Genomic DNA, 20,838 nt, shown 5'->3' with positions numbered 1-20,838 from the left:
AAAAACACTCTGTTTGGCCGCGGCCGTACCGAAGCTATGCGATCATTGCAGGATAGCTGGCTTTGGGGTGATCACGAAGAAACGCGATTTGGATCAGCAGACCGAAACCAGAAAGCAATGACCGCTGCGGCAACATGGGGTGCAACGCAGCGAGAAGCTTGCCTCACTTGAAACACGAGCTGCGCCAGCGAATAGGGCAAATGCAAGGACGGTTTTGTCCTGTATCGAGTTCATTTCCTGACGAAACTGCGCTGCAATCGGCACGAACGGCAGCTCTCAGTGCTGTATTACAGTACTTGAGATAGTGCTCCCGCAGCAGGATCTTTGCTGCGAGCGCGCGCAGCGAGAAAATCAAATTCACGGTATGGGCTCTTTGCCGACCTTTGCTGCGCAACGCACGAACGTCCGCAATGGGCCGATCGCGTCGATAGGGTGGCGCGGCCCTCGTGATGGGGCCGCCGCACCGCCGCATGTCCGCTCCGAGCCCACAGCCGACATGCCGATTTCTCGCTGCGTGCGCTCGCAGCGGAGAGTATTCTGCAATTGCACAGAATTCCATGACGCAGCGCGGCGGTGGTTCCGGTCATTCGTGCATAGTGTGAAAATTCTGGAGGGGTGAATCTACAGGACTCGCAACTTAGCTGACCTCAGAAATGTGCACCCATGCCCGGAGTCAAGGCGCGCTTTGCGCGCCGCCGGTCAGCGCCCGACCGCCCCGATGGCAGGGCGCTTCTGCAACGTATCCGCATTGAACAACCACCCGATGTGGCGGAAAGATTGGAGAGCAAACCATGCCAAGCGTCCAACTTCCCGCTCTCGCCACGAAACGAAGAGCCTGGAACAAGGGGCGGATCATCGGCCAGAAACGGCCTCTGTTACCAAAACAGGTCTGGGCGATCCGCGCGCGGCTCGAACTGGCACGCAACCTGCGCGATCTTGCTCTGTTCAACGTGGCGATTGATAGTAAGATTCACGAATGCGATCTGGTGAAACTGGCCGTCAATGACCTGGTGAGGGACTATTGCATTCGCAAAAGGGTCTCCGTGTTTCGGAGTGAAACACAGCGGCCCGTTCAGTTCGAACTCTCTGAAAACACGCGGGATACCATTGCCGCGTGGATCATGTCGCCTGAAATGCTCGGCTGCCGTATCATGTTTCCCAGCCGGTTTCATGACCGCCCACATATCTCAATGCGCCAAAATGGCCGGCTTGTACGGGATTGGGTGGCCGCTATCGGCCTGAAACCCAGCGGATACGGCACACATTCGCAACGCCGGACCAAGGCGGCGGAGATCTGCCGCAAGACCGGAGATCTCAGAGCTGTTCAACTGCTGCTCGGACACACTAGTTTTGACAGCCCTGTCAGATACCTTGCCGTCGAACATGAAGATGCGCTGAGCATCGCCGGGCAAACCGACATTTGAACCACGATGGCGGGCGGCGCTTGCCGTTCGCCAACCGGACCGGGCCTGAGTTCGCGCCGCAGCGGTAGTTCTGATCGACCCCAAAGCACCGAATGCTGCACTGTTAACACGATTTGACGATCGCCTGTACCGGTCATTGGGCATTGTCGAGACTTTGGAATGGAGGGAACAGACCGGCCGTTCCTTGCGCCTCGCAAGAACGGTGGTTTCGCGCCAGGCACGGATTTTAAAATGGGCGACATGATCTGCTTGTTTGCGAAAGCCAGAATAACAAAATCAAAATGACAGAACTATAAAATTGTTGACTATATGAAATATATCTTTCATTACTTATGCTACTTATCCACTTGATTCCGAAAGGCCCGCCTTTGTCACTTCCAATAAAGACCCGCCTGTCCAATGCCCTGAAGGAGGGGACGAAAGCGGATAAGGCGATTGCCAGCTACATGAGCGGCGCCTTGGCGGATTTGCCATTCGAAACAGCCGCAAGCATCGCGAAAAAGGTCGGGGTCAGCGAGGCGACAGTCGGGCGGTTCTGCCGCTCCATCGGGTATACAAGCTTCAAGAACCTCAAGGATCACCTGAAGGGTGATATCGCGGACTATCCCTGGCTCATGAGCGACCGGCTGAAGGAATTACAGAAAAGCGCCGCGGCGGGTGACGCGCATCTGACACGTGGGATGGAGTTGGAAATCGCGGCAGTGGTGAGCGTCTATGAATGCGCCCGCATGCCCGAATGGCCTCGGGTGGTCAAACGGCTTGCCAGCGCGAATAACATCCATGTGGCAGGCTTTCAGACAGAACGAGGTATTGCCCAGTACTTCGCGAACCAGATGCAATATGTGCGCGACGGGGTGTCACTGGTCGACCTGGCGGGCGGTAATTTTGCCGAGGTTCTGGCCTCTGGCAAGGACTCTTGCCTCTTGATTTTCGAAGCGCGCCGGTATTCCCGGCTCGCCAAGGTTCTGGCCCAGGAAGCGCAGGCAACCGGTATTCCCGTGACCCTTGTCACCGATCCATTTTGCGATTGGGGCCATGACGTCGCGGACGAAGTTTTCGCTGTGCCGACCCAGTTCAACCAGTTCTGGGATTCCACGGCGCAGATGGCGAGCCTCTGCAATCTGCTGATCAACAGCGTGTTCATGGAGCTTGGAAGTGACGTCGAAGATCGACTGAGCAGATTCGCCGAGCTTTATGGGCGCTTTACCGGCCATGTGGGCGACCCTGTCGCGCAAGTGGCGAAATAACTACAATCAAGAACCAAGAGGAGGAAACTAGATGAAACTCAAGAACAAACTGGCCGCGGTGCTGGCGACGACCGCCATTGCCGCCTCGATGGCGACTTCGGCGTGGGCGCAGTCGCTGCGGCTCGGGACAGAGGGCGCCTACCCCCCGTTCAACTATATCGAAGCGGACGGAAAAATCGCCGGTTTCGACGTGGAAATCGGGCTTGAGCTGTGCAAGCGTATGGAAGTGGAATGCGAGGTTGTCGCGCAGGACTGGGACGGGATCATTCCCGGCCTTCTGGCGAACAAATACGACTTCATCATCGCGTCGATGTTCATCACCGAAGAGCGCCAGAAACAGGTGGACTTCACCGATCCCTATTACCTCGCGGCCATGACCCACGTTGTGCCCGTCGGGTCGGACATCACCGAATTCAGCAACGAGGCGCTGAGCGGCAAGGTCATCGGTGCCCAATCCGGCACCACTCAGGCCGATTTCATTGAAGCCACCTATCCAGACGCCGACATTCGCCTTTACCCGACCCAGGACGAGGTGAACCTCGACATGGCCAGTGGCCGGATCGACATGCAGGTGGGCGACATGCTTCCGATGCTCGATTGGACGACCAAGTCCGATGATGGTGCTTGTTGTGAACTTGCGGGTGACCCGATCACCGACCCGGCATTTGTCGGCGACGGCGTCGGCATCGCGGTGCGTCAGGAAGACGACGAACTGCGCGAAAAACTGAACGCCGCACTGATGGAAATCCGCGCGGATGGCACCTACCAGGCCATCAACGACAAGTATTTCGATATCGACGTCTACACGATGCAATGACGCGATACGTTCCCCCGACCGAAAGACTGACCCATGTTTGAACTCTTCTCATTTGGCGATACCGGCTGGGGGGACGAAATCCTGCGGGGGTTGGCGATCACGGTGCAACTCGCGATCGTCACGCTTCCCGTGGGCCTGTTACTTGGATTTCTGGCGGCGTTCGCGTCGATGTCTCGCCTTGGCCCCCTGCGGTTCCTGGGTTTCGGCTACACCACCATCATGCGCGGCCTGCCCGAGATCCTGACGCTCTTCGTTGTCTACAACGGCGTGGGGTTGCTTTTGAACATGGCGCTGCGCTGGTGGAACCCCGAACGCGGGGCGACGGATTTCAGCCCCTTCGCCGCCGGTGTCATTGCGCTTGGCATGGTGTTCGGCGCATTCGCGGGCGAAGTGCTGCGCGGCGCGTTCCAGTCGCTCGACAAGGGCCAGACCGAGGCCGGGCGCGCCATCGGCATGACCCAGGGCCAGATTTTCCGCCGTATCCAGTTGCCGCAGCTTTGGCGGTTCGCGCTGCCGGGGTTGGGCAACCTCTGGATCAACATGCTGAAGGACACTGCTCTTGTTTCAGTTATCGCGCTTGATGACCTGATGCGCATGACCAAGGTCGCCGTCGGCGTCACCAAGCAACCTTTCACGTTCTATCTGCTGGCCTGCCTGATCTACTGGGTCATGTGCGTCTTGTCCGAGCTGGTGCTGTATTGGATGGAACGTCGCGCCAATCGCGGCATCCGGAGGGCCGTGTGATGAACCCGATCGAGATCATCGCCCAATACTGGCCCCGGTTGCTCGACGGCACGCTGATGACGATCAAGCTGACCTTCCTCGGCGCGCTTATTGCCGCGCTCGTATCACCAGGCTTCGCACTGATCCGCACCCATGCCGCGCCACTGGCTCAGGCCCCACTCAGGCTTTACATCTCGTTCATGCGCGGCACGCCGATCCTCGCGCAGCTGTTTCTGATATTCTACGGCTCGGGCCAGTTTCGACCCATCTTGCAGGACTGGGGGCTGTGGACCTTCTTCCGCGACCCGTTCAACTGTGCGCTGCTGGCTTTTGCGCTCAACTCCACCGCCTATCAGACCGAGATCCTGCGCGGCGGCATCATGGGTGTGCCACAAGGTGAAATCGAGGCCGCCAAAGCCATCGGCATGACTCGTTTCAAGACGCTCCGCCGCGTTGTCTTCCCGCACGCCTATCGTATCGCGTGGCCTGCGCTCGGCAACGAGGTGATCCTGTTGATGAAAGCCAGCGCGCTGGCAAGCGTCGTCACCGTTTTCGACATCATGGGCCGAACACGCCAGATCTTTTCACGCACCTTCGATTTCTCGACCTACCTGTGGGCTGCCCTGATCTATCTCTGCATTACCGCGATCTTCGTCCTGATCTGGCGGCAGGCCGAACGCCGCCTTAGCCGGCACATCGAAGCCCATCACAAACCGCGCGTCGCTGCACAGCCCGCAAAGGAACCCCAGGCATGAGCCAGACGGAAATCATCTTGAAGGCCGAAGGCATCCACAAGTCGTTCGGCAGTGTCGAAGTCCTGAAGGGCATCTCGCTTGAAGCGCGGAAACACGACGTGATCTCGATCCTGGGCTCGTCGGGGTCCGGCAAGTCGACCTTCCTGCGCTGTCTCAACTTCCTTGAAACACCGACATCGGGCAAGGTGACCGTCCATGGCAACGAAATCCTGGTGCGGAATGGCAAGCCCCAGAACGTGCGCCATATCGAGGAAATCCGCGCCCGGCTTGGCATGGTCTTCCAGCAGTTCAACCTCTGGACCCACCGCACCGTGCTGGAAAACGTGATGGAGGGCCCTGTCCAGGTCAAACGTCAACCGAAGGCAGAAGCCCGCGACAAGGCCGAGGCGCTTTTGAAGCGTGTCGGGCTGGAAGAGCGCATGGGCATGTATCCATCGCAGCTTTCCGGCGGCCAGCAGCAGCGTGTGGCCATCGCCCGGGCACTGGCGATGGAGCCCGACGCAATCCTGTTTGACGAGCCAACATCGGCGCTTGACCCGGAACTGGTGGGCGAGGTTCTGAAGGTGATGCAGGATCTTGCCGCCGAAGGTCGGACGATGATCGTCGTGACACACGAGATGGGTTTTGCCCGCGAGGTCTCCTCCGAAGTCGTCTTCCTGCACGAAGGCCGCATCGCCGAACAGGGCCCGCCCGAAGAGATGTTCACCAACCCCAGGACCGAGGTGTTCGAGCGGTTCATCGCCAAGGTCATGTGATCCACCAAAATCTAGGAAGTTGTCGAAATGCTGGAAAAACCCGAAACGCCGCCCGCCGGGGCGATGCACCAAGGCATCCTGATCGAATCCGCCGAGCTTCGCATCGTCAGCCTGCCACTTCTGACGCCCTTCGTGATCTCGACTGGCACGATGACGGCCAAGACCTTTCCGCTTTTGGTGCTGAAGGGCGAAGGGCTGGAGGGCATCGGCGAAGCGGTGATGGACCCGGCCCCGGACTATCTTGAGGAAACCATCCCCGGCGCGATGGCCTTCCTGCGCGACGTGCTGCTGCCGCAGATCGTCGGCAAACGCTTTGCCTCGCCTTATGAGCTTCAGCCGATCCTCGCCCCGTGGCGCGGCAACCGAATGGCCAAGGCGGTGGTCGAGATGGCATTCTGGGATCTCTGGGCCAAAAGCCTGAACATCCCGCTGAAGGCCGCGCTTGGCGGCGTCGGCGACAGCGTCGATGTGGGCGTCAGCCTTGGCATCGCGCCGGTCGAGAAGACGCTGGAACGCGTCGATGAGGCGGTCGCGAATGGCTACAAGCGCACCAAGCTCAAAATCGCGCAGGGCCATGACGTCAAGATCGTCGAAGCGGTGCGGGCGCGCCACCCCGACATCAAGCTGACCGTGGACGCCAATACCGACTACGGGATGGCCGACTTGCCGGTGTTGCAGGCGCTCGACGACTTCCGCCTCGACTATATCGAGCAGCCGCTGGCCTATGACGACATCCACGACCACGCGAAGGTGCAGGCGGCGCTGAAGACCGCGATCTGCCTTGACGAGAGCATCCGCAGCGCCAAGGACGCCCGCATCGCGCTCGAACTCGGTGCGGCGCGGGTCATCAACATCAAGGTCGGACGCGTGGGCGGGTTTGCCTCGGCCCGTGCCATCCATGACACCTGTGCCGCCTTTGATGCGCCGGTCTGGTGCGGCGGGATGCTGGAAAGCGGCATCGGGCGGGCGCACAACATCCATCTGGCGACGCTCGCGAACTTCACCAAACCCGGCGACACCTCCAGCGCCAGCCGCTACTTCAAGCGCGACATCATCAATGAACCGCTCGAAGCCACGAACGGCGAAATGCCCGTGCCCACGAACGGCCCCGGCATCGGCGTCACGCTCGACCAAGGGTTTCTGAAAACCGTCTCCGATCATGTCGAGGAGATCGGCGCATGAAGGTGGAACAGTCAGGCATCACAATACGCGAGCTGAACTCGGTCACAGAACTCAAACGGTCCGAGCGCTTTCAGAAAGAGGTTTGGGGCGAGGATGACCCGTCCGACAATTCAGACATCATGCTGGCGATCCAGCATGAAGGGGGGCTTGTTGCAGGCGCATTCAAAGACGGGCGCATGCTGGGTTTTCTGTTTGGCTTCCCAACAAGCCAACCCGACGCACAACACTCGCACAGGCTGGCCGTGCATCCCGACAGCCGAGGCATGGGGTTGGGGGCAAAGCTGAAATGGTATCAGCGCGACTGGTGCCTTCAGCGCGGCATAAACGTGGTGCGCTGGACCTATGATCCACTGCGCCGCATCAACGCAAGCCTCAACATAGCAAGGCTTGGCGCGACCGCGGGAATCTACCACGAAGATTATTATGGCGAGATGGAGGGCATCAATGCCGGTGTCCCCTCCGACCGCCTCGTTGCTGAATGGCATCTGAACGCACCTGAAGTCGTGCAGCGGCTTGACCCTTCGGTGGCGCAGCCTCATGTGCCCGAAGGCAGTCTGAAGATCACAATCCCCGCTGATTTCGCAGGCTTGCTGTCACATGACATGGACAAAGCCATATCCGAACGCCTGCGCGTGCGCGAAGAGTTGACCACAGCTTTTAAGGCGGGATATCGGATTGTCGGGTTTGACGTGGACACTTGCGCATATCTTCTGATCCAACAGTGATGCTATTGATCAGCATTTTCAGATTTCTGAACGACCGCCACGCTCAGCGCAACACTCCCTTGCCTTGATCAGAGACCGGATCAGGCTCAAGGACGAAGCCGCTCGCGCGGCAATGGCGCTTGTGGCTGATGTTTCGCATTGTTCCTGAATTACCGGAATGGGGAAATCTGCGATGCTGCCGAACTCTCGGTGCTGCAGATGCGAACTTCGATTTGGACTTTCTGCACGTGCATTCGCTGCTAACGAGCAGGTCCGCAATGTCCCGCATCCCTGACGTCCGGCCGCCCAGAATTCTGCGGTCTGGATGAATGACGGCTTCGAGGAAGCTGCGATGCGGCGACCGGCCACCCATCGAAAGGCGGCTTTGGGCCGAACTTGACGTCAAATCAAGCAGCCCAAACTACTCGTACAGATTAATTGCGCAGAAGACCGCACTTGAACGTTTATTTGAAATCAAAGTTCAAGCGCCATGCAGTTGCAAACCGCAACTCGATAGCAACCAATTTCCGCTAAGCACTTGTATCTAATGCGTTTCATGACAAAGACCCAAAGTTACTCAGGTTCGGTGCTTTTGAGACAAAACCATATCTGAGACGAAAATCGTCCAGTGTTAGGTTCTCAGTAGCCCCTTGAAGATCACTAAGTCCCTTTGAAATAAAAAGGGAATCACGCCCAGCGCAGACGTAATTATTTTTTGAAAGGGGGAAGTGGCGGTGGCAAAAAGATTCGAACCCGAGGTTCGTTGATGACCCCGTAGTCCTTGCCGACTCGCCTAGATTGCCAGATGCCTGTTGAGCCCCCTCTTGCATGATCTGCCGCTAACGAAGGTCTGCGGCCCGAACCACTCGCAACACGGTTCTTCCAGAAGGACCCGTCGCATCCCACACGGTACCGGAAGATAGTTTTGCCAACCATCTGGAAGCGATTTCATGCGACGGCAACTAAAGACCTGCCAGATGGTCTCCGATGTGTGATCCCGAACGCGATGAGGCGCGGCTTCAAAATTCCTCATCTTCCGTTTTTACGGGGTTTAACGGGTTTAACGGGGTTAATTTCCATTGATTGGTGTTTTTTGAAGCGACATCGTTTTCTCCCTGTGTAGATTTTAACCCGTTAAACCCGCCAAACCCGTCATTTAACACTTTGACCCGATATACCTGAGATTTTGAACTCGTATCCGTGCGAGCTGCCAAGCATAGACCATGCACAATACGTTCCTTGCGATACGTCAACGCACGACCAACGGCCCGCGTAGATTTTAGAGCGCTATCACCCGCAATATCTCGCAACGCCTCACCCAGATTTGTCGAAATACTTATTGTGTTAACCTTTACGTGCACATCTTTGGCCGTGAACTCTCGATTGCCAAATTCGTCTTTAAGAGCTTCGAGCAGGGCGAATAGCATTTCTGCTTCAGGATCAGCGGTCTGAGCTTGCCTCACCAAATCCATAGGATCGCCAAACTCACCTGGCATAAGTGCCTCATTCGCCCACACAACGGTTTGACGCACCATGACATCCCACTCTTCAAACGAGGCAAGACGACCAGCAGCAGGCGTTTTCATATGAATAAATCGCGCACGAATGAGGGTGCATGCAGCAGCCAAAAGCTCATTACGGTGTAAAAGCACGTATTCCAGCGGGTCTAATGAAAATTCACGAGCAAATGGCTGATCAGTTTGCGGGTCGATGCGACAGATCAGGACACGACGAGGCATGTCGCCTGCCAAAATCAGGTTATTCCCTGTGAGTAGAAGCAGGATGCGATTTGGAACTCGAATGCTCTCCGACTTCCCCAAGACCCGATCCACCATGGCATCCGCGGTGATAAAGCCCGCCATACTCGCACTATCAAAAGTACCAATGACATTATCCCAGATCAGCGTTTGGCAGCCCGAAGCCAGCACCGCAAATAACCGCTTACGGATTTCATCGTCATTTTGCGTATTAACATGCGGCCAAATATCGGGGCTCTTTCTTTCCATCAGTGCACCGACGCAGCTCGCCAACAAAGTCTTACCACTCCCCTGAATTGGCGCATCAAATGCAAATGCAGGTGCAGTTTTCAGGACTGGTCGAACGGCTGCCGTCAAAAGTGCTGCCAACAAAATGCCCTTAGATAAAGCGTCTACAAACGGGAACGTCTCAAAAGGCTTCAGCAAAGTTTGCAACGCATCCACTGCATCTGAGGTATTCGGTTCGACAGGAATTTCCGGAACGGCACCTTTATCGAAGTCGCAAAAAAGGCCACTTGCATGATCATACCCCACCCGATCCAAAATGGTGCCATCTAGCAAAATTGTGGGTCCAGTTAGTAGACCTTTCAAAGGCTTCAGTTGACGACGCGTTTTTTGCGCCAAAACCTGCCGCACGAGCTTTACCGGAACATCCACATCCCTCAGTCCTTCAGACGTCATTCTGCAATATTGAATGCGCTCGCCTATGTGAAAGCTCAGCGCATGCTCGCACATTGGGTGAATAACGCCCTTATCAATGGTGACGACTTGAGCGCCATAATCAAAAGACTGCGGATCTTGACGCAAAATACTGACAGTTTCTTCGACGGCCTCGACCATATGACCACTCACCAATTCAACCCGGCTTTTCTTCTTGGAAAGGTGGTAAGTTTTACCGCCGCGCGCGAAGGAGTAGAGCACGGGTTTAGATTGGCACAGAAAGAGGCGCCCAACTAAACGCCCTCCATCATAATTCGGCTCCAAAGGGTCCAATGTTAATGAACCATGGTAAGTATAAGGGTCCTGCAGAACATCAGAAACCTTAACGGGCTGCACTTGACCACCGATCTGTATGTTCAAAACAAAATCATCGGATAGCTGGCCGGTGTCGATCGCATGCACCGCAATTTGACGAAATTCATCAGAAGATTTCTTGTCTTCAGCCGGATTAGCCAAGGTCATATCTCTGACGCGATCTGTAACCCATTCGTCTTGAACCTTACGCGCCTCACTCTTTAGCGCATCCTTCGAAAGCATAACCTCGGCGGTAAATTTCTTTAACTCATCACGAGACAAGGGTGCGAACACCTCCGATGTGTCTACAAACTCGGCTTCGCCCTCGATGATGATTGGAGCCCCGCGCCGCTGTTCTAAACCTGCAGAGAGGTTCGAACCTCCAATGAAGTCAAAGCGCGTTGGTTGCCATACAGCGGTATCAAATAGACAGCGCTCTAATAATGAGCCCGATTTACTGACAAAAATGTAACCCAGCCCTGCTAGCCATAAACGTTGCTCCAGCACTTTGCCCGCCCGAGGAATGTCTTGGGCATCTTTTACAAAGAGATATAACCGCTGTCCGTCAGTCCCTTTTAATTCGGAACCCTCAGCCCAAATGCAGCTCGATGCGCTTGGCCACCACAGCATGGATGCATTTTGCAAACCAGGCACAGCATCCCTAAGCGCTTGGACTAGGGCTGTGCGAGACAGTGGCGCTTCATGACTAGGTGGATCGTAATCAAGCATCATTACGCCGCCAAATGATGGCCAAACGAATTCATCTTTTGTCCGCGTTGTTGCGGTAGCCGGATGAGATAACTTGCTATGGTAGGATTTAGAGTGAAGCAGCTGGACGTTCTTTTTTGGCAGTCCATAAATCAGCGCATGCTGCGGGGTGAGCGATTGAAGCACACTGCCGAAATGAGCGAGCGTTGGGACTTCTAAGACTTCAATTGCACCTTTTATGAGTTGGCCCCCGCTTTCTTTGCGAAGGGAGCCGTCTGCATTCAAATGGTAGCTTTTTGAAAGCCGCTCAGGGATTGTCGCCGTCACCTTGGTAAATTTAACAGAATTAGGCATCACGAACGCCCTCCGCTGCCTGTGTAGTGAGACGCTCAATCAATGCATCGATGTCAGCTTCACGAAACCCGATGCAGCGCTCGCTTAACTTGATCGGCTGGGGGAAGAGCGGATCGCGATGCATTGCGCGATACCATTTCACATTTAATTGCGGGGTAATGTCTTGAGCTAAACTCATTTCTCACCTCCCTTCATGGACGCGACATATGTCTCGAGCGTAGACTTGCAGACGGATTTCCCTTGGGTCTCTAAAACCGTCCCTTCGTCATCAAGAAGCACATAGGCTGGGGTGCAGTTGCAAATACCTTGGGGTTGAAAGACACCGCACCACTGATCATGTTGGACGTGTATGATCAGGGCTTTTCCGACCTTAGTGTGTTTTTGCACTTCTTGAGCAAAGGCCACTGCATCAGGCGTGAGTTGCATATTACTTGCCTCCCTGAATGCGGGAAGAGAGCCAGGCGTCAAGTTCGCTACTGCGCCATGCTGATATGCGTTCACCCAGTTTAACGGGCTGAGGGAATTCGCCGTGTGCGATCCAATGATAAATCGTTGACCGCGCAAGCCCAGTGCGGGCCATGACTTCTGGTAGACGGTAGAGGATGTCGGTCATCTTTTTCTCCAAACATAGGCCCATGAGGAATTCATGGTGCATGATTGGATGATTTCAGACTTTCCGTTTCGACGAATGCTCCCTTTTAAATTATTATCAGTAAGTAATTATTATAGTTTATAAAATTGACGTTTAATCTACAAAATTGAGCTAGTCCTACGATTTAAAAGGGACTGGGGTTTAGGACCGCACCAACCATCTTTGATACCTAAGATTTTCCTGCCACGTTTGATGGAGGCCAACATTTTATGTCGTTGAACCGGTCGATCAAAAATCCCTCGGCAAGGATAAAGGCTTTTAGCAAGCGCAATGAGTTTGAACGTTGTGAGCTCGAGGTTGGCATTACGTCTCAGCCCGTTATCTTTGCGATAATGTTCGGCGGCTGCATATAAAACGAAGGCGCGTTTTGCATCATTAGACAGCAAATTTGGTATTTGTGGTCTGCCTCTGGCTTTCGGGTTCCGCATGCTTAATCCTCAGATATTAAGACAAACTTTGCCCAATCCTGCATCATTTGCTTCCGTCGCTCAAACATATCGGAGCGCTGATAGGCGCGTTCTACGTCTGAGCCAATGAAGTGTGCCAATGCGATCTCGGTCATGTCGCGTTCATAACCTTTTTCAGCCGCCCACTGACGGAACGTGGATCGAAGTCCGTGGGGTACTGCAGGGCGTTTGCTTTGTGGATCAAGGAAGCCTTGTCCGCCTGATTTTATGTCTGCCTCATGAATGCGTCGCATTACGGCGCTGATAGACATGTCTGATAGCTTCCCACCTTTGGGAGCGAAGAATACCAAGTTTGTGCTATTGAGGCGGGGAAGGCGTTGTAGAAGTGTGATCGCCTCCGACGACAATGGCACGCGATGTGTCCGTCTATTTTTCATCCGCGACGCTGGGATCGTCCATGTCGCAGAAGTCGCGGATGTCGCAACGGGGTCAGTTTGAAATTCAATTTCATCCCAAGTCATACCTCTGATTTCTCCGGACCGGGCCCCCGTCAAAATCAACAGACGTAAGCCTTCAGCAGCCATTCCTTCGCGTGCGGATAATGCAGACCACCAACGTGAAATTTCGGTAACTGCTACAGCAGGCTGATTGGTTGTTTCTGCTATTTGTGAGGGCTTCGGAAGAAGTTCAGATAAATTGCCCTGCCATATTGCTGGGTTCGTTCCAGTTCGATGACCCGAAACAGTTGCCCAGGATAAGACCTTTTCGATACGTCCCCTTAACCTCTTCGCAGTTTCAGTCTTTTCAGCCCAGATTGGAGTGAGCACTCTCAAAACATCCTCAACAGTAATAGCCGAGACATGCTTGTTGCCGAGGGCAGGAATGGCGTATGTTTCTAAGGTCGAGCGCCATTGTTTTCCGTGTTTTTCGTTTCTGAACTCGGACTGTTTCTTTTCAAGGTAAGCTTCTACAGCTGTCGTGAAAGTCATCTGCTTCGTTCTTGAGCGTTTGGCAGCAAGAGGATCGCCACCCATCATTGCCATGCCTTTGTTCTCAAGAGCGCGCTGCCTTGCGGTCGAAAGTGGGATCGCTGGCGGGCTGCCTAGTCCAAGCTCAGTCCGCTTCCCATTTATCACGAGCCGCTGAACCCACTGTTTTGATCCCGATTTGTTGACGCGAAGAAAGAGGCCGTGGCCGTCAAAGTATTTTCCGGCGTCCTTTACGGTTTCAACAAAGCGAGCGGTGAGGGCTTTTTGAGGATGCTGCCCAGCTTTGGTTGCCATAATTTATCCCCCATTTTATCCATTCAAATAGCATGGATTTTGGTGGATGTCACTAGACTATGCTGGATGATAACATCAATAAAATATCAATTATAATTGGCCTTTATTGGAAATAATCAGTTCATACTGGATAGTAATATGGCGGCCTTCGTCTCCGCCATAATATCAAACCAAATATTTGATATTAAATATAAATCTTAAATAAACATCACTCTAGATACTTATCTAGATACACTTGAGCTAGAAGCGCTCATGCAAAATGCCATCAAACCTGGGGAAGGTTGGATGAATAGATTCGTCGAGAGAGCCGCTAACGGAAACACTTTTGAACGTGGTGACGCTGGCGACTGGCGGTTCGGCAGGATACGATGTTTTCACGTTTGATTTTTCAAAACGATAACGACAGCTTCCACCGATCTGTTACGATGAATGTGCGGCCTAGGTTAAGAAAGTACTACTGAAATAATCGCGCACCAAGCCATACAAGCAGAGTGATGCCAAGCTGATATGCTCATTAGGTCTCGGAAACGTGAAACCCGCTGCTATTTACCGGTGGCCGCCATTATGCCCAGCGTTCTGGAGAAATTAGCCGATGTGCGAGAGGTTCAGAGCATCACCATACGCGAAATGACGGATATCGTGACGGCGAGTTGGGAGACGCAGGAAGAGGTGGTGTTTGGGGAGTGAGGGCGAATTGCGGTAGTTCGCCTCCTGATCTCAGCAGTAAACAGCGGACCAAAACGGTTCCACCAATAACGGATCGTTTCATGGATAACATCGATCCCCCGCTCAAGCAGGAGATCTTCCACATTACGAAGAGGCAGAGGGAACCGCACATAGAGCATGACCGCTAAGCGGATCACCTCTGGGCTCGTCTTGAAGTATCGAAATGGAGAGCGCTTGGTCATTCCAAAACGCTAAACATGCTCCCTTCCCTGCTCAAGACCGTTTAGTCTGACAGTGCCTTGTCATCGATATCCGCACCGAGGCCATCGGCGGGGTTATTCAAGATCTGATCACCCCCACCAAATAGGAGGCCGCTTGATCATGACCAATCCTAACAGCATCCAAATCTTTGTCCCCCTCACCATTCGGAAGCGCAGCGGGCGGCCGAGGATCGTTCCACCGGGCAACATCACTCAGGAACCCGCGGAGTCTGGCGAATGTTGCAACCTTCTCCGCGCCATTGGACTTGCTTGGTCATGGCGGCGCAGGCTCGGCTCCGGTGAATTTGAGACCGCGAAGGATCTTGCGGCCGCGATCGGCAATCATGAGCGTTACGTCAGCCGGCATTTGCGGCTGACCTATCTTGCGCCGAGCGTTCTGCGGAGGCTCGTCTATGGGCGGGAGGTTCCGAGTATCACCATCCGCGAGATGACGGATCTCGTGACGGCGAGTTGGGAAAAGCAGGAAGAGGTGGTGTTTTTTGGGGGGTAAGGGCGGAGAGCTGCCATTCGTTGCGGGCGTCACAAACGTCGGCTTTGAAAACACCAAACAATTGCGAGCGGTTCGCAGCGTGGCTAAAATGTCGATATGACAACTGAAAATTCGTTTATCTCGCCAGAGCGACAATCTCTCTTGGAAGCCTACGACCGATCTGATCGGTCGGCCGTTGGGTTCTCGATGGACTATCCCGACGGTCTTTCTTCGGGCATGCATTGCCACCCAAAGGCTCAGTTGATCTATGCGGTTTCGGGGGTCATGCGGATTGAAACGACCGATGCGTTCTTCGTCTTGCCGCCCACGAAAGCGTTGTTTTTACCCGCTGATGAACAGCACTCCATTTTGATGGAGGGCGCGGTTGCGATGCGTGAGTTGCTCATTGAGCCAACTTTCGCTGAAAAAGTAGCAACCGAGGCACGGGTCTTTGCAGTGACGCCACTGCTGCGTGAATTGATTGTCGCCCTTTGTGACGAGCCCGTGGACTGGGACGAAAGCGGACGGACACCGCATATAGTAGCACTGATCCTGAGCGAGATCGCCTCAGCTAAAACACTGTTCACAAAGCTCCCCTCGCCAAAGGAGGCACGTCTTTCTCGGGTCGCCAACGCAATTTTGGAAGTGCCGTCCGATCCACGATCACTCGAAGATTGGGCAGAAACCTGCGGCGCATCGGGACGCACTTTGGCGCGGCTGTTCTACAAAGAAACGGGTATGACCTTTGGGCAATGGCGGCTGCAGGCACGTCTAAATGCGGCGTTCATCATGCTGGCAACCGACGGTGACATTTCCAAGGTGGCACAAAAGGTCGGTTTCAGCAGTCAGTCTGCGTTCGGGGTCGCCTTCAAACGAACCTTTGGGCTGACACCAGCGCAGGCTCGGACGCTACATCTGGGCTAAGCCATCAATATTGGCAGTTTCACAACAAAGGTTGTCCATCTGTTTCGCCCTGAACTGTGCTTTGTAAGGCGCAGAACGATAGAGCATGAAGGAACAGCCTGTGACTGTTGAACTATTCAAAGAAATCGGCGTGATCCGATCCCATGAACTTCAAGATGGGCCGATCACTCCAGGTCAAATCCGTCGCAAGGCTTTGGAAGCGGGCGACCTCTGGGTTGGAGAATGTCACGTAACGGCGCTTGATGAGCCAAGCCAGTGGCATCACCACAAGGACTTTGACAGCGTAATGTATATGCTTTCAGGGCGTATTCGCGTTGATCATGGCTCTGGCGGCAAAAAGTCGTTTGAGTTGGGTGCTGGTGACTACGCGTATTTCCCACGACGGCTGATCCATCGCTGCCAAATTCTCGAAGGGGATGACGATGTGCGCTACGTTTTCCTTCGCATCGGCAAAGGGGAAACCTTGGAAAACGTCGACGGCCCTGACGCCTAAGACATCTCGAAATACTAAGACCAAAGTGACTGATATGATCGAAGATCTCTCAAAGTGGACACCCCGCCCCAGACCCTCAACCGATGTATTTGAAGGACGCTTCGTGCGCCTCGAAAAACTCGATGCCGACAAACATGCCGATGGTTTGTTTGACGCCTCTGCACAGCCCGACGGTGAGGAACGTTTCCGTTGGTTGCCCGATATTCCACCGACTGATCGAGCGGAGTTTCGCGGATGGGTCGAGGATGTAGCCGCAAGTGAAGACCCCATCTTTTTCGCTGTGATCGACAAGGTGACGGGTAAAGTAGCTGGCCGTCAGACCCTTATGCGCCTCGATCCCGCCAATGGCGTCGTAGAGATTGGCCATATCTACTGGGGACCTCTCGTTTCTCGGACCCCCGCCGCGACAGAGGCGCTTTACCTCTTTGCACGACATATCTTTGACGATCTGGGATACCGACGTTTCGAGTGGAAATGTAACAACGAAAACCTCCCTTCCAGACGCGCTGCTGAACGGTTTGGCTTCCGTCATGAAGGGGTTTTCCATCAGCATTGGATCATCAAAGGCCGTAACCGTGACACTGCTTGGTTCGCGATGCTCGATAAGGACTGGGTAACGCTACGCCCAGCCTATGATGCCTGGCTATCCGAAGATAACTTTGATGAACACGGCCAACAGCGTCGCAAGCTGGAAGATTTCCGAGCGGAGTTTGGCTCCCGCGAGCAGTGAGAACGGACCATTCGTCACCCAAACTGGACTTAGTTTCGCTATAGAGCGTCAGTCTGGTTTGGGTGGGACGAATGGCGTTACCAGGGAATTAGCCTACCCAATAGGTCCAGCCCACTACGAAAACTGAGGCACCTTCGCGCAAGCCACCCTCTCATGCGACATACACCCATGTTTTCATACCACCCACCGAGTGGCTGAGCATATGACAGTGGAGCATCCAGCGACCGGGATTGTCGAACACACACAGAATGTCGCGTTGTTCGCCAGCTTGGACCAATGTCGTGTCGCGAAGATCGCCCATACTGCCGTCTGGATTTACTTCGTAGAAATGATGACCATGCAAGTGAATACCGTGCGCAAAGCTGGTTTCATTGACCAAGGTGATCTTCGCAGTTTCGCCGCGTTCAAAACTGGCAAAAGGCGCGCTCTGGAGGTCTGAGACGTCGTTAAATGCCCAGATATTGTCACCAGCGTGGCCTCGGCTCATTGCGCCACCCTGCATGGTCAAGACCAGCTCTTGGTTCACTTTAGTCGGAGATGGAACGGAGTGCGGCGGTAAGGTCGGCACCTCAACTGTCCGTCGCGCAACTTCGCCTTCGGCAATTATTTCTCCCAAAACATAGTTATCAGGCTGCGAGGGCATGAAAACTTGAACGCGTCCTGTGACATCCGCGATGATGTCCGCACGCTGCGCAGGAGCTAAGACAAGGCCATCAAAAGATCGCGACGCAGCGAGCGGCATCCCGTCAATCGCTACTATCCTCCCCTCCAGACCTGCGAACCCGAGCGGGAAAATCCGATCGACGGAGGCATTGATAAGCCGCAATCGCACGCGCTCCCCGATACGAAGGGCAACGTCAGGCAAGAAGGCTTTGGCGAAATTGCCTAGCCGCCCAGCGTGGGCAACATCGTGCATGCTCCCGTAATCTTCCATAAGCACACCGTCTGGATCAAAGCGCCAATCGGTGAGCATTGCGACGATATCGTGATCCACATCGGGCCCATCCACTTCGTCGATAACAAGAGGTCCCATCTGACCCCGTGCGACCTGCTCATGAGATAGGTAATGCGAGTGATACCAAAACGTGCCCGCATCCTTAGGTGTGAATTGGTAATCAAACGATGCGGCGGGATCGACGATCTCTTGGGTCAGAATTGGCACCCCATCCATCGCGTTCTCGAGACGCACACCATGCCAATGAACGGCTGTGCCTTCGTCAAGTTCGTTCACCAAACGAACATTCACCGTATCCCCCAAGCGGACCCTGATTTCAGGGCCAGGCACGGTGCCATTAAACCCCTGTAGGTAACTCGCTGGATAGGTATCGGCGGGTAGGATATTTGCTGTCACCTTTTGTGCCCGCAATTCGAACGGTCCAGCTGCAAAGGCGCGAAGAGGTAGGACAGCTGCGGAAGCTGTCGCCAAAAGGAACTCACGTCGTTTCATGGGAACCCTCAATTAATACCGTTAGCGCGCTGAATTTCGCGAACATACGCAACGATGGCTTTCACATCTCCGCTCGTCACGCCTGCTTGCGGAGGCATGTTTCCGAAAGGCCAATGGTGCGCTTGGACCCCATTTTGAGCCGCCATCTGAAACGCCATATCGCCATGATGGTTCGGTTCATAAATAGGGTGGATCAAGGGCGGTCCAAACCCCATCTTGCCCGTCGCATTGCTACCGTGGCAGGTGGCGCAAACCGCATCAAAGGCAGTTTTGCCGAGCTGCGCTTGAGCCGACAATTGATCGGGCACCACAATACTGACAAGCGGAGCCCCCTCGGGCGGGAGCGCAGAGCCCGCGGTCGAGGGGGCAGGTGTTTCGGGAATTGCCAGATATGCAGCAACGGAAAGGGCAGCGATTGCAGCGCCCACAATGAGTAGTTTTTTCATGATCATGTCCTGAATGGCCCTGCAATGACACAGGGCTGAAAAGTCATGGAACCGCGAGGGCTCCGTTTGATTTCAAATGATCAGGCGCGTGGAGGTGGCAGGTCTGATTGCGGACGCAAGCTCTGCCATGTGGGGCCCACCTGCACTGGATGTGCAATCGCTATCGGCTCAGTCGGCCAAGTGTCCACATTTGGAACCATTGCATTGAACAGGCCACAGTGACCTTTCGCACAAGCCATCCCATGGTCCGCAGCGTTGTCCATGTCATGCGCGCTATCAGGACAGGCATCGCAATCACTCATCGCCATGTCATGCCCCAAATACACCTGCGTCATGCTCGGCAAAACAAGCATGGCCGACGTGAGCAGCAACAGAATGGCAAAGATCAATCGCAAAACGAGTTCCATTGTTCAGGCCCCAAACTATGGCCCCGATCAACAACCGCGGTCAATGGGCCGTAGCAACGCTCACGAAATTGGGACGGGTGGCCCATGTTCTGGCAATTAGAAGGAAATCCTAGGAGGCTCCTGTGGACCGGAACTTGACGTCTAGGCAACGGGTTCAAACCAACTCGAGAGAGTTAATTGCGCTATAGCCCGCTATTGCACGGTTATTGTCTTCCGACGTTCAAGCGCCATGCATTTGCAAACCGCAACTCGATAGCGACCAATTTCCGCTAACTTATTGTATCTAATGTGTTTCATAACAAAGACCCAATGGTACTCAGGTTCGGTGCTTTTGAGACAAAACCACATCTGAGACGAAAATCGTCCAACGTTTCGTGCTCAGCAGCCCCTGGAGGATCACTAAGTCCCTTTGAAATAAAAAGGAAATCACGCCCAGCGCGGACGTATTTATTTTTGGAAAGGGGGAAGTGGCGGCGGATTTGCAACGAAAGCCATTTTAGCTCAGGTAAAAACTGAGAAATCTGAAGAAAAACTATGCTCGCAAGCGAAGTGCAGCGGTTACGCAAAATCCACCGAATACTGCTTACAAAAAGCATTCTACACGAAGTCACCCTTGCCGGTGATCAGCAAGGAAACCCACAAGGCTTGAGTGTCATCTACCGTAATCTCAGCCTACAGATGCGGCGACCGAAGCCCCCTCAATCCAACTAAGGATCTCTTCTGTTTTGGGCGCGATTTCTTCCGCTAAACCACCTGAAAACTCGAGAAATGCATCACGATTGAGACCGTTAATGCCAACAACTACCGGTATGTTGAGGTCTATTGCCGTTGCTATAACTTCTCGAAAGCCCCTCCCCTCAGCTTCATGTTTCCCGAATTTATTGATGATCAGAAGATCAGCGCCTCTTGCCAAGCGAGCCTGAACTTTGCCCACGGCTTCTTCTAGTGCTTCAGGGTTCAAACGGCATCCTCGTGATCCAGGGCCTAACGTTTGAGAAATCCTAACAATAGGACCAGTTGGTAGGACTTTCACATCCATGTCACACGGACCATCTGTTTTTCGTTCAGTGTTGATCTGTACTGTTCCACAAAGTCGCAAACCGCGTCCGATGAGTGCACTAGAAACTTGCTCGAGGATGAAGTCAGTATCACCTCGTCCGGGAGCCATTGTATAAGCAAGATGCATTGAAGTT

At 54.3% G+C, this 20,838-nt stretch carries 21 protein-coding genes and 1 pseudogene; 12 read left to right on the top strand and 10 right to left on the bottom strand.

What is annotated here, in order from left to right:
* The first annotated feature begins 791 nt into the window (after nt 1–791).
* The 8 genes from BSK21_RS00645 to BSK21_RS00610 all read left to right on the top strand — a co-directional run bounded on the left by BSK21_RS00645 (nt 792) and on the right by BSK21_RS00610 (nt 7,628).
* Nucleotides 792–1,424 (top strand): tyrosine-type recombinase/integrase, encoded by a 633-nt coding sequence (locus BSK21_RS00645; protein ID WP_067547908.1) that lies wholly within the window; start codon nt 792–794, stop codon nt 1,422–1,424.
* A gap of 332 nt (nt 1,425–1,756) precedes the next feature.
* The gene (locus BSK21_RS00640) at nt 1,757–2,671 is read left to right on the top strand and encodes a MurR/RpiR family transcriptional regulator (RefSeq protein WP_143152106.1); all 915 of its coding nucleotides are present in this window, start codon (nt 1,757–1,759) and stop codon (nt 2,669–2,671) included.
* Nucleotides 2,672–2,702: 31 nt separating this feature from the next.
* On the top strand, nt 2,703–3,488 hold the full coding sequence (locus BSK21_RS00635; protein WP_067547902.1) for an ABC transporter substrate-binding protein: 786 nt from the start codon (nt 2,703–2,705) through the stop codon (nt 3,486–3,488).
* Nucleotides 3,489–3,521: 33 nt separating this feature from the next.
* A complete protein-coding gene (locus BSK21_RS00630) occupies nt 3,522–4,232 on the top strand; it encodes an ABC transporter permease (protein WP_074038930.1) in 711 nt (236 codons plus the stop codon).
* A complete protein-coding gene (locus BSK21_RS00625; protein WP_067547900.1) occupies nt 4,232–4,966 on the top strand; it encodes an ABC transporter permease in 735 nt (244 codons plus the stop codon). Before BSK21_RS00630 ends, BSK21_RS00625 begins: the two co-directional genes overlap by 1 nt.
* Nucleotides 4,963–5,721, top strand: coding sequence for an ABC transporter ATP-binding protein (locus BSK21_RS00620; RefSeq protein WP_067547897.1), 759 nt, complete (start codon nt 4,963–4,965; stop codon nt 5,719–5,721). The genes BSK21_RS00625 and BSK21_RS00620 overlap by 4 nt, the downstream gene beginning before the upstream one ends.
* 27 nt (nt 5,722–5,748) lie before the next feature.
* Nucleotides 5,749–6,903, top strand: a complete 1,155-nt coding sequence (gene menC, locus BSK21_RS00615; protein WP_231014192.1) for an o-succinylbenzoate synthase — start codon at nt 5,749–5,751, stop codon at nt 6,901–6,903.
* Nucleotides 6,900–7,628: a GNAT family N-acetyltransferase gene (locus BSK21_RS00610; protein WP_067547894.1), complete on the top strand. Its 729-nt coding sequence runs from the start codon at nt 6,900–6,902 to the stop codon at nt 7,626–7,628. Before menC ends, BSK21_RS00610 begins: the two co-directional genes overlap by 4 nt.
* A 998-nt stretch (nt 7,629–8,626) precedes the next feature.
* Here BSK21_RS00610 and BSK21_RS00605 read toward each other — a convergent pair.
* The 6 genes and pseudogenes from BSK21_RS00605 to BSK21_RS00580 form a co-directional block, all read right to left on the bottom strand.
* The gene (locus BSK21_RS00605; protein ID WP_074038929.1) at nt 8,627–11,440 is read right to left on the bottom strand and encodes a hypothetical protein; all 2,814 of its coding nucleotides are present in this window, start codon (nt 11,438–11,440) and stop codon (nt 8,627–8,629) included.
* Entirely contained in the window at nt 11,433–11,618 is a 186-nt protein-coding gene (locus BSK21_RS00600; protein WP_067552253.1) for an AlpA family transcriptional regulator, read from the bottom strand. The genes BSK21_RS00605 and BSK21_RS00600 overlap by 8 nt, the downstream gene beginning before the upstream one ends.
* A complete protein-coding gene (locus BSK21_RS16005; RefSeq protein ID WP_067552250.1) occupies nt 11,615–11,866 on the bottom strand; it encodes a hypothetical protein in 252 nt (83 codons plus the stop codon). Before BSK21_RS16005 ends, BSK21_RS00600 begins: the two co-directional genes overlap by 4 nt.
* Before the next feature lies 1 nt (nt 11,867).
* Entirely contained in the window at nt 11,868–12,095 is a 228-nt protein-coding gene (locus BSK21_RS00590; protein WP_232230444.1) for an AlpA family transcriptional regulator, read from the bottom strand.
* Between the two features lie 427 nt (nt 12,096–12,522).
* Nucleotides 12,523–13,782, bottom strand: a complete 1,260-nt coding sequence (locus tag BSK21_RS00585; protein WP_067552247.1) for an integrase arm-type DNA-binding domain-containing protein — start codon at nt 13,780–13,782, stop codon at nt 12,523–12,525.
* A 704-nt stretch (nt 13,783–14,486) separates the two neighbouring features.
* Nucleotides 14,487–14,690 (bottom strand): annotated as a pseudogene (locus BSK21_RS00580) (IS6 family transposase); the annotation flags it as partial.
* 139 nt (nt 14,691–14,829) lie between these two features.
* Between BSK21_RS00580 and BSK21_RS00575 the strand changes: the two are divergent.
* The 4 genes from BSK21_RS00575 to BSK21_RS00560 all read left to right on the top strand — a co-directional run bounded on the left by BSK21_RS00575 (nt 14,830) and on the right by BSK21_RS00560 (nt 17,345).
* Entirely contained in the window at nt 14,830–15,219 is a 390-nt protein-coding gene (locus BSK21_RS00575) for a hypothetical protein (RefSeq protein ID WP_067552241.1), read from the top strand.
* A 96-nt stretch (nt 15,220–15,315) separates the two neighbouring features.
* A complete protein-coding gene (locus BSK21_RS00570) occupies nt 15,316–16,122 on the top strand; it encodes a helix-turn-helix transcriptional regulator (protein ID WP_067552238.1) in 807 nt (268 codons plus the stop codon).
* A 100-nt stretch (nt 16,123–16,222) separates the two neighbouring features.
* Nucleotides 16,223–16,615, top strand: a complete 393-nt coding sequence (locus tag BSK21_RS00565; protein WP_156529619.1) for a cupin domain-containing protein — start codon at nt 16,223–16,225, stop codon at nt 16,613–16,615.
* A 103-nt stretch (nt 16,616–16,718) separates the two neighbouring features.
* Nucleotides 16,719–17,345, top strand: coding sequence for a GNAT family N-acetyltransferase (locus BSK21_RS00560; RefSeq protein ID WP_231924840.1), 627 nt, complete (start codon nt 16,719–16,721; stop codon nt 17,343–17,345).
* 151 nt (nt 17,346–17,496) lie between these two features.
* Here the strand turns inward: BSK21_RS00560 and BSK21_RS00555 are convergent, their stop codons facing one another.
* The 4 genes from BSK21_RS00555 to BSK21_RS00540 all read right to left on the bottom strand — a co-directional run bounded on the left by BSK21_RS00555 (nt 17,497) and on the right by BSK21_RS00540 (nt 20,831).
* Nucleotides 17,497–18,792, bottom strand: coding sequence for a multicopper oxidase family protein (locus BSK21_RS00555; protein ID WP_067552229.1), 1,296 nt, complete (start codon nt 18,790–18,792; stop codon nt 17,497–17,499).
* Nucleotides 18,793–18,800: 8 nt separating this feature from the next.
* Complete coding sequence (locus BSK21_RS00550) at nt 18,801–19,238, bottom strand: cytochrome c (RefSeq protein WP_067552227.1); 438 nt, start codon at nt 19,236–19,238, stop codon at nt 18,801–18,803.
* Between the two features lie 80 nt (nt 19,239–19,318).
* Nucleotides 19,319–19,645: a hypothetical protein gene (locus tag BSK21_RS00545; RefSeq protein WP_067552224.1), complete on the bottom strand. Its 327-nt coding sequence runs from the start codon at nt 19,643–19,645 to the stop codon at nt 19,319–19,321.
* A 667-nt stretch (nt 19,646–20,312) separates the two neighbouring features.
* A complete protein-coding gene (locus BSK21_RS00540) occupies nt 20,313–20,831 on the bottom strand; it encodes a DUF2478 domain-containing protein (protein WP_067552221.1) in 519 nt (172 codons plus the stop codon).
* Nucleotides 20,832–20,838 lie beyond the last annotated feature (7 nt).

The sequence above is a fragment of the Marivivens sp. JLT3646 genome, assembly GCF_001908835.1.
GTDB classification, from domain to species: domain Bacteria; phylum Pseudomonadota; class Alphaproteobacteria; order Rhodobacterales; family Rhodobacteraceae; genus Marivivens; species Marivivens geojensis.
This window is presented reverse-complemented; position numbering and strand designations above follow the sequence as displayed.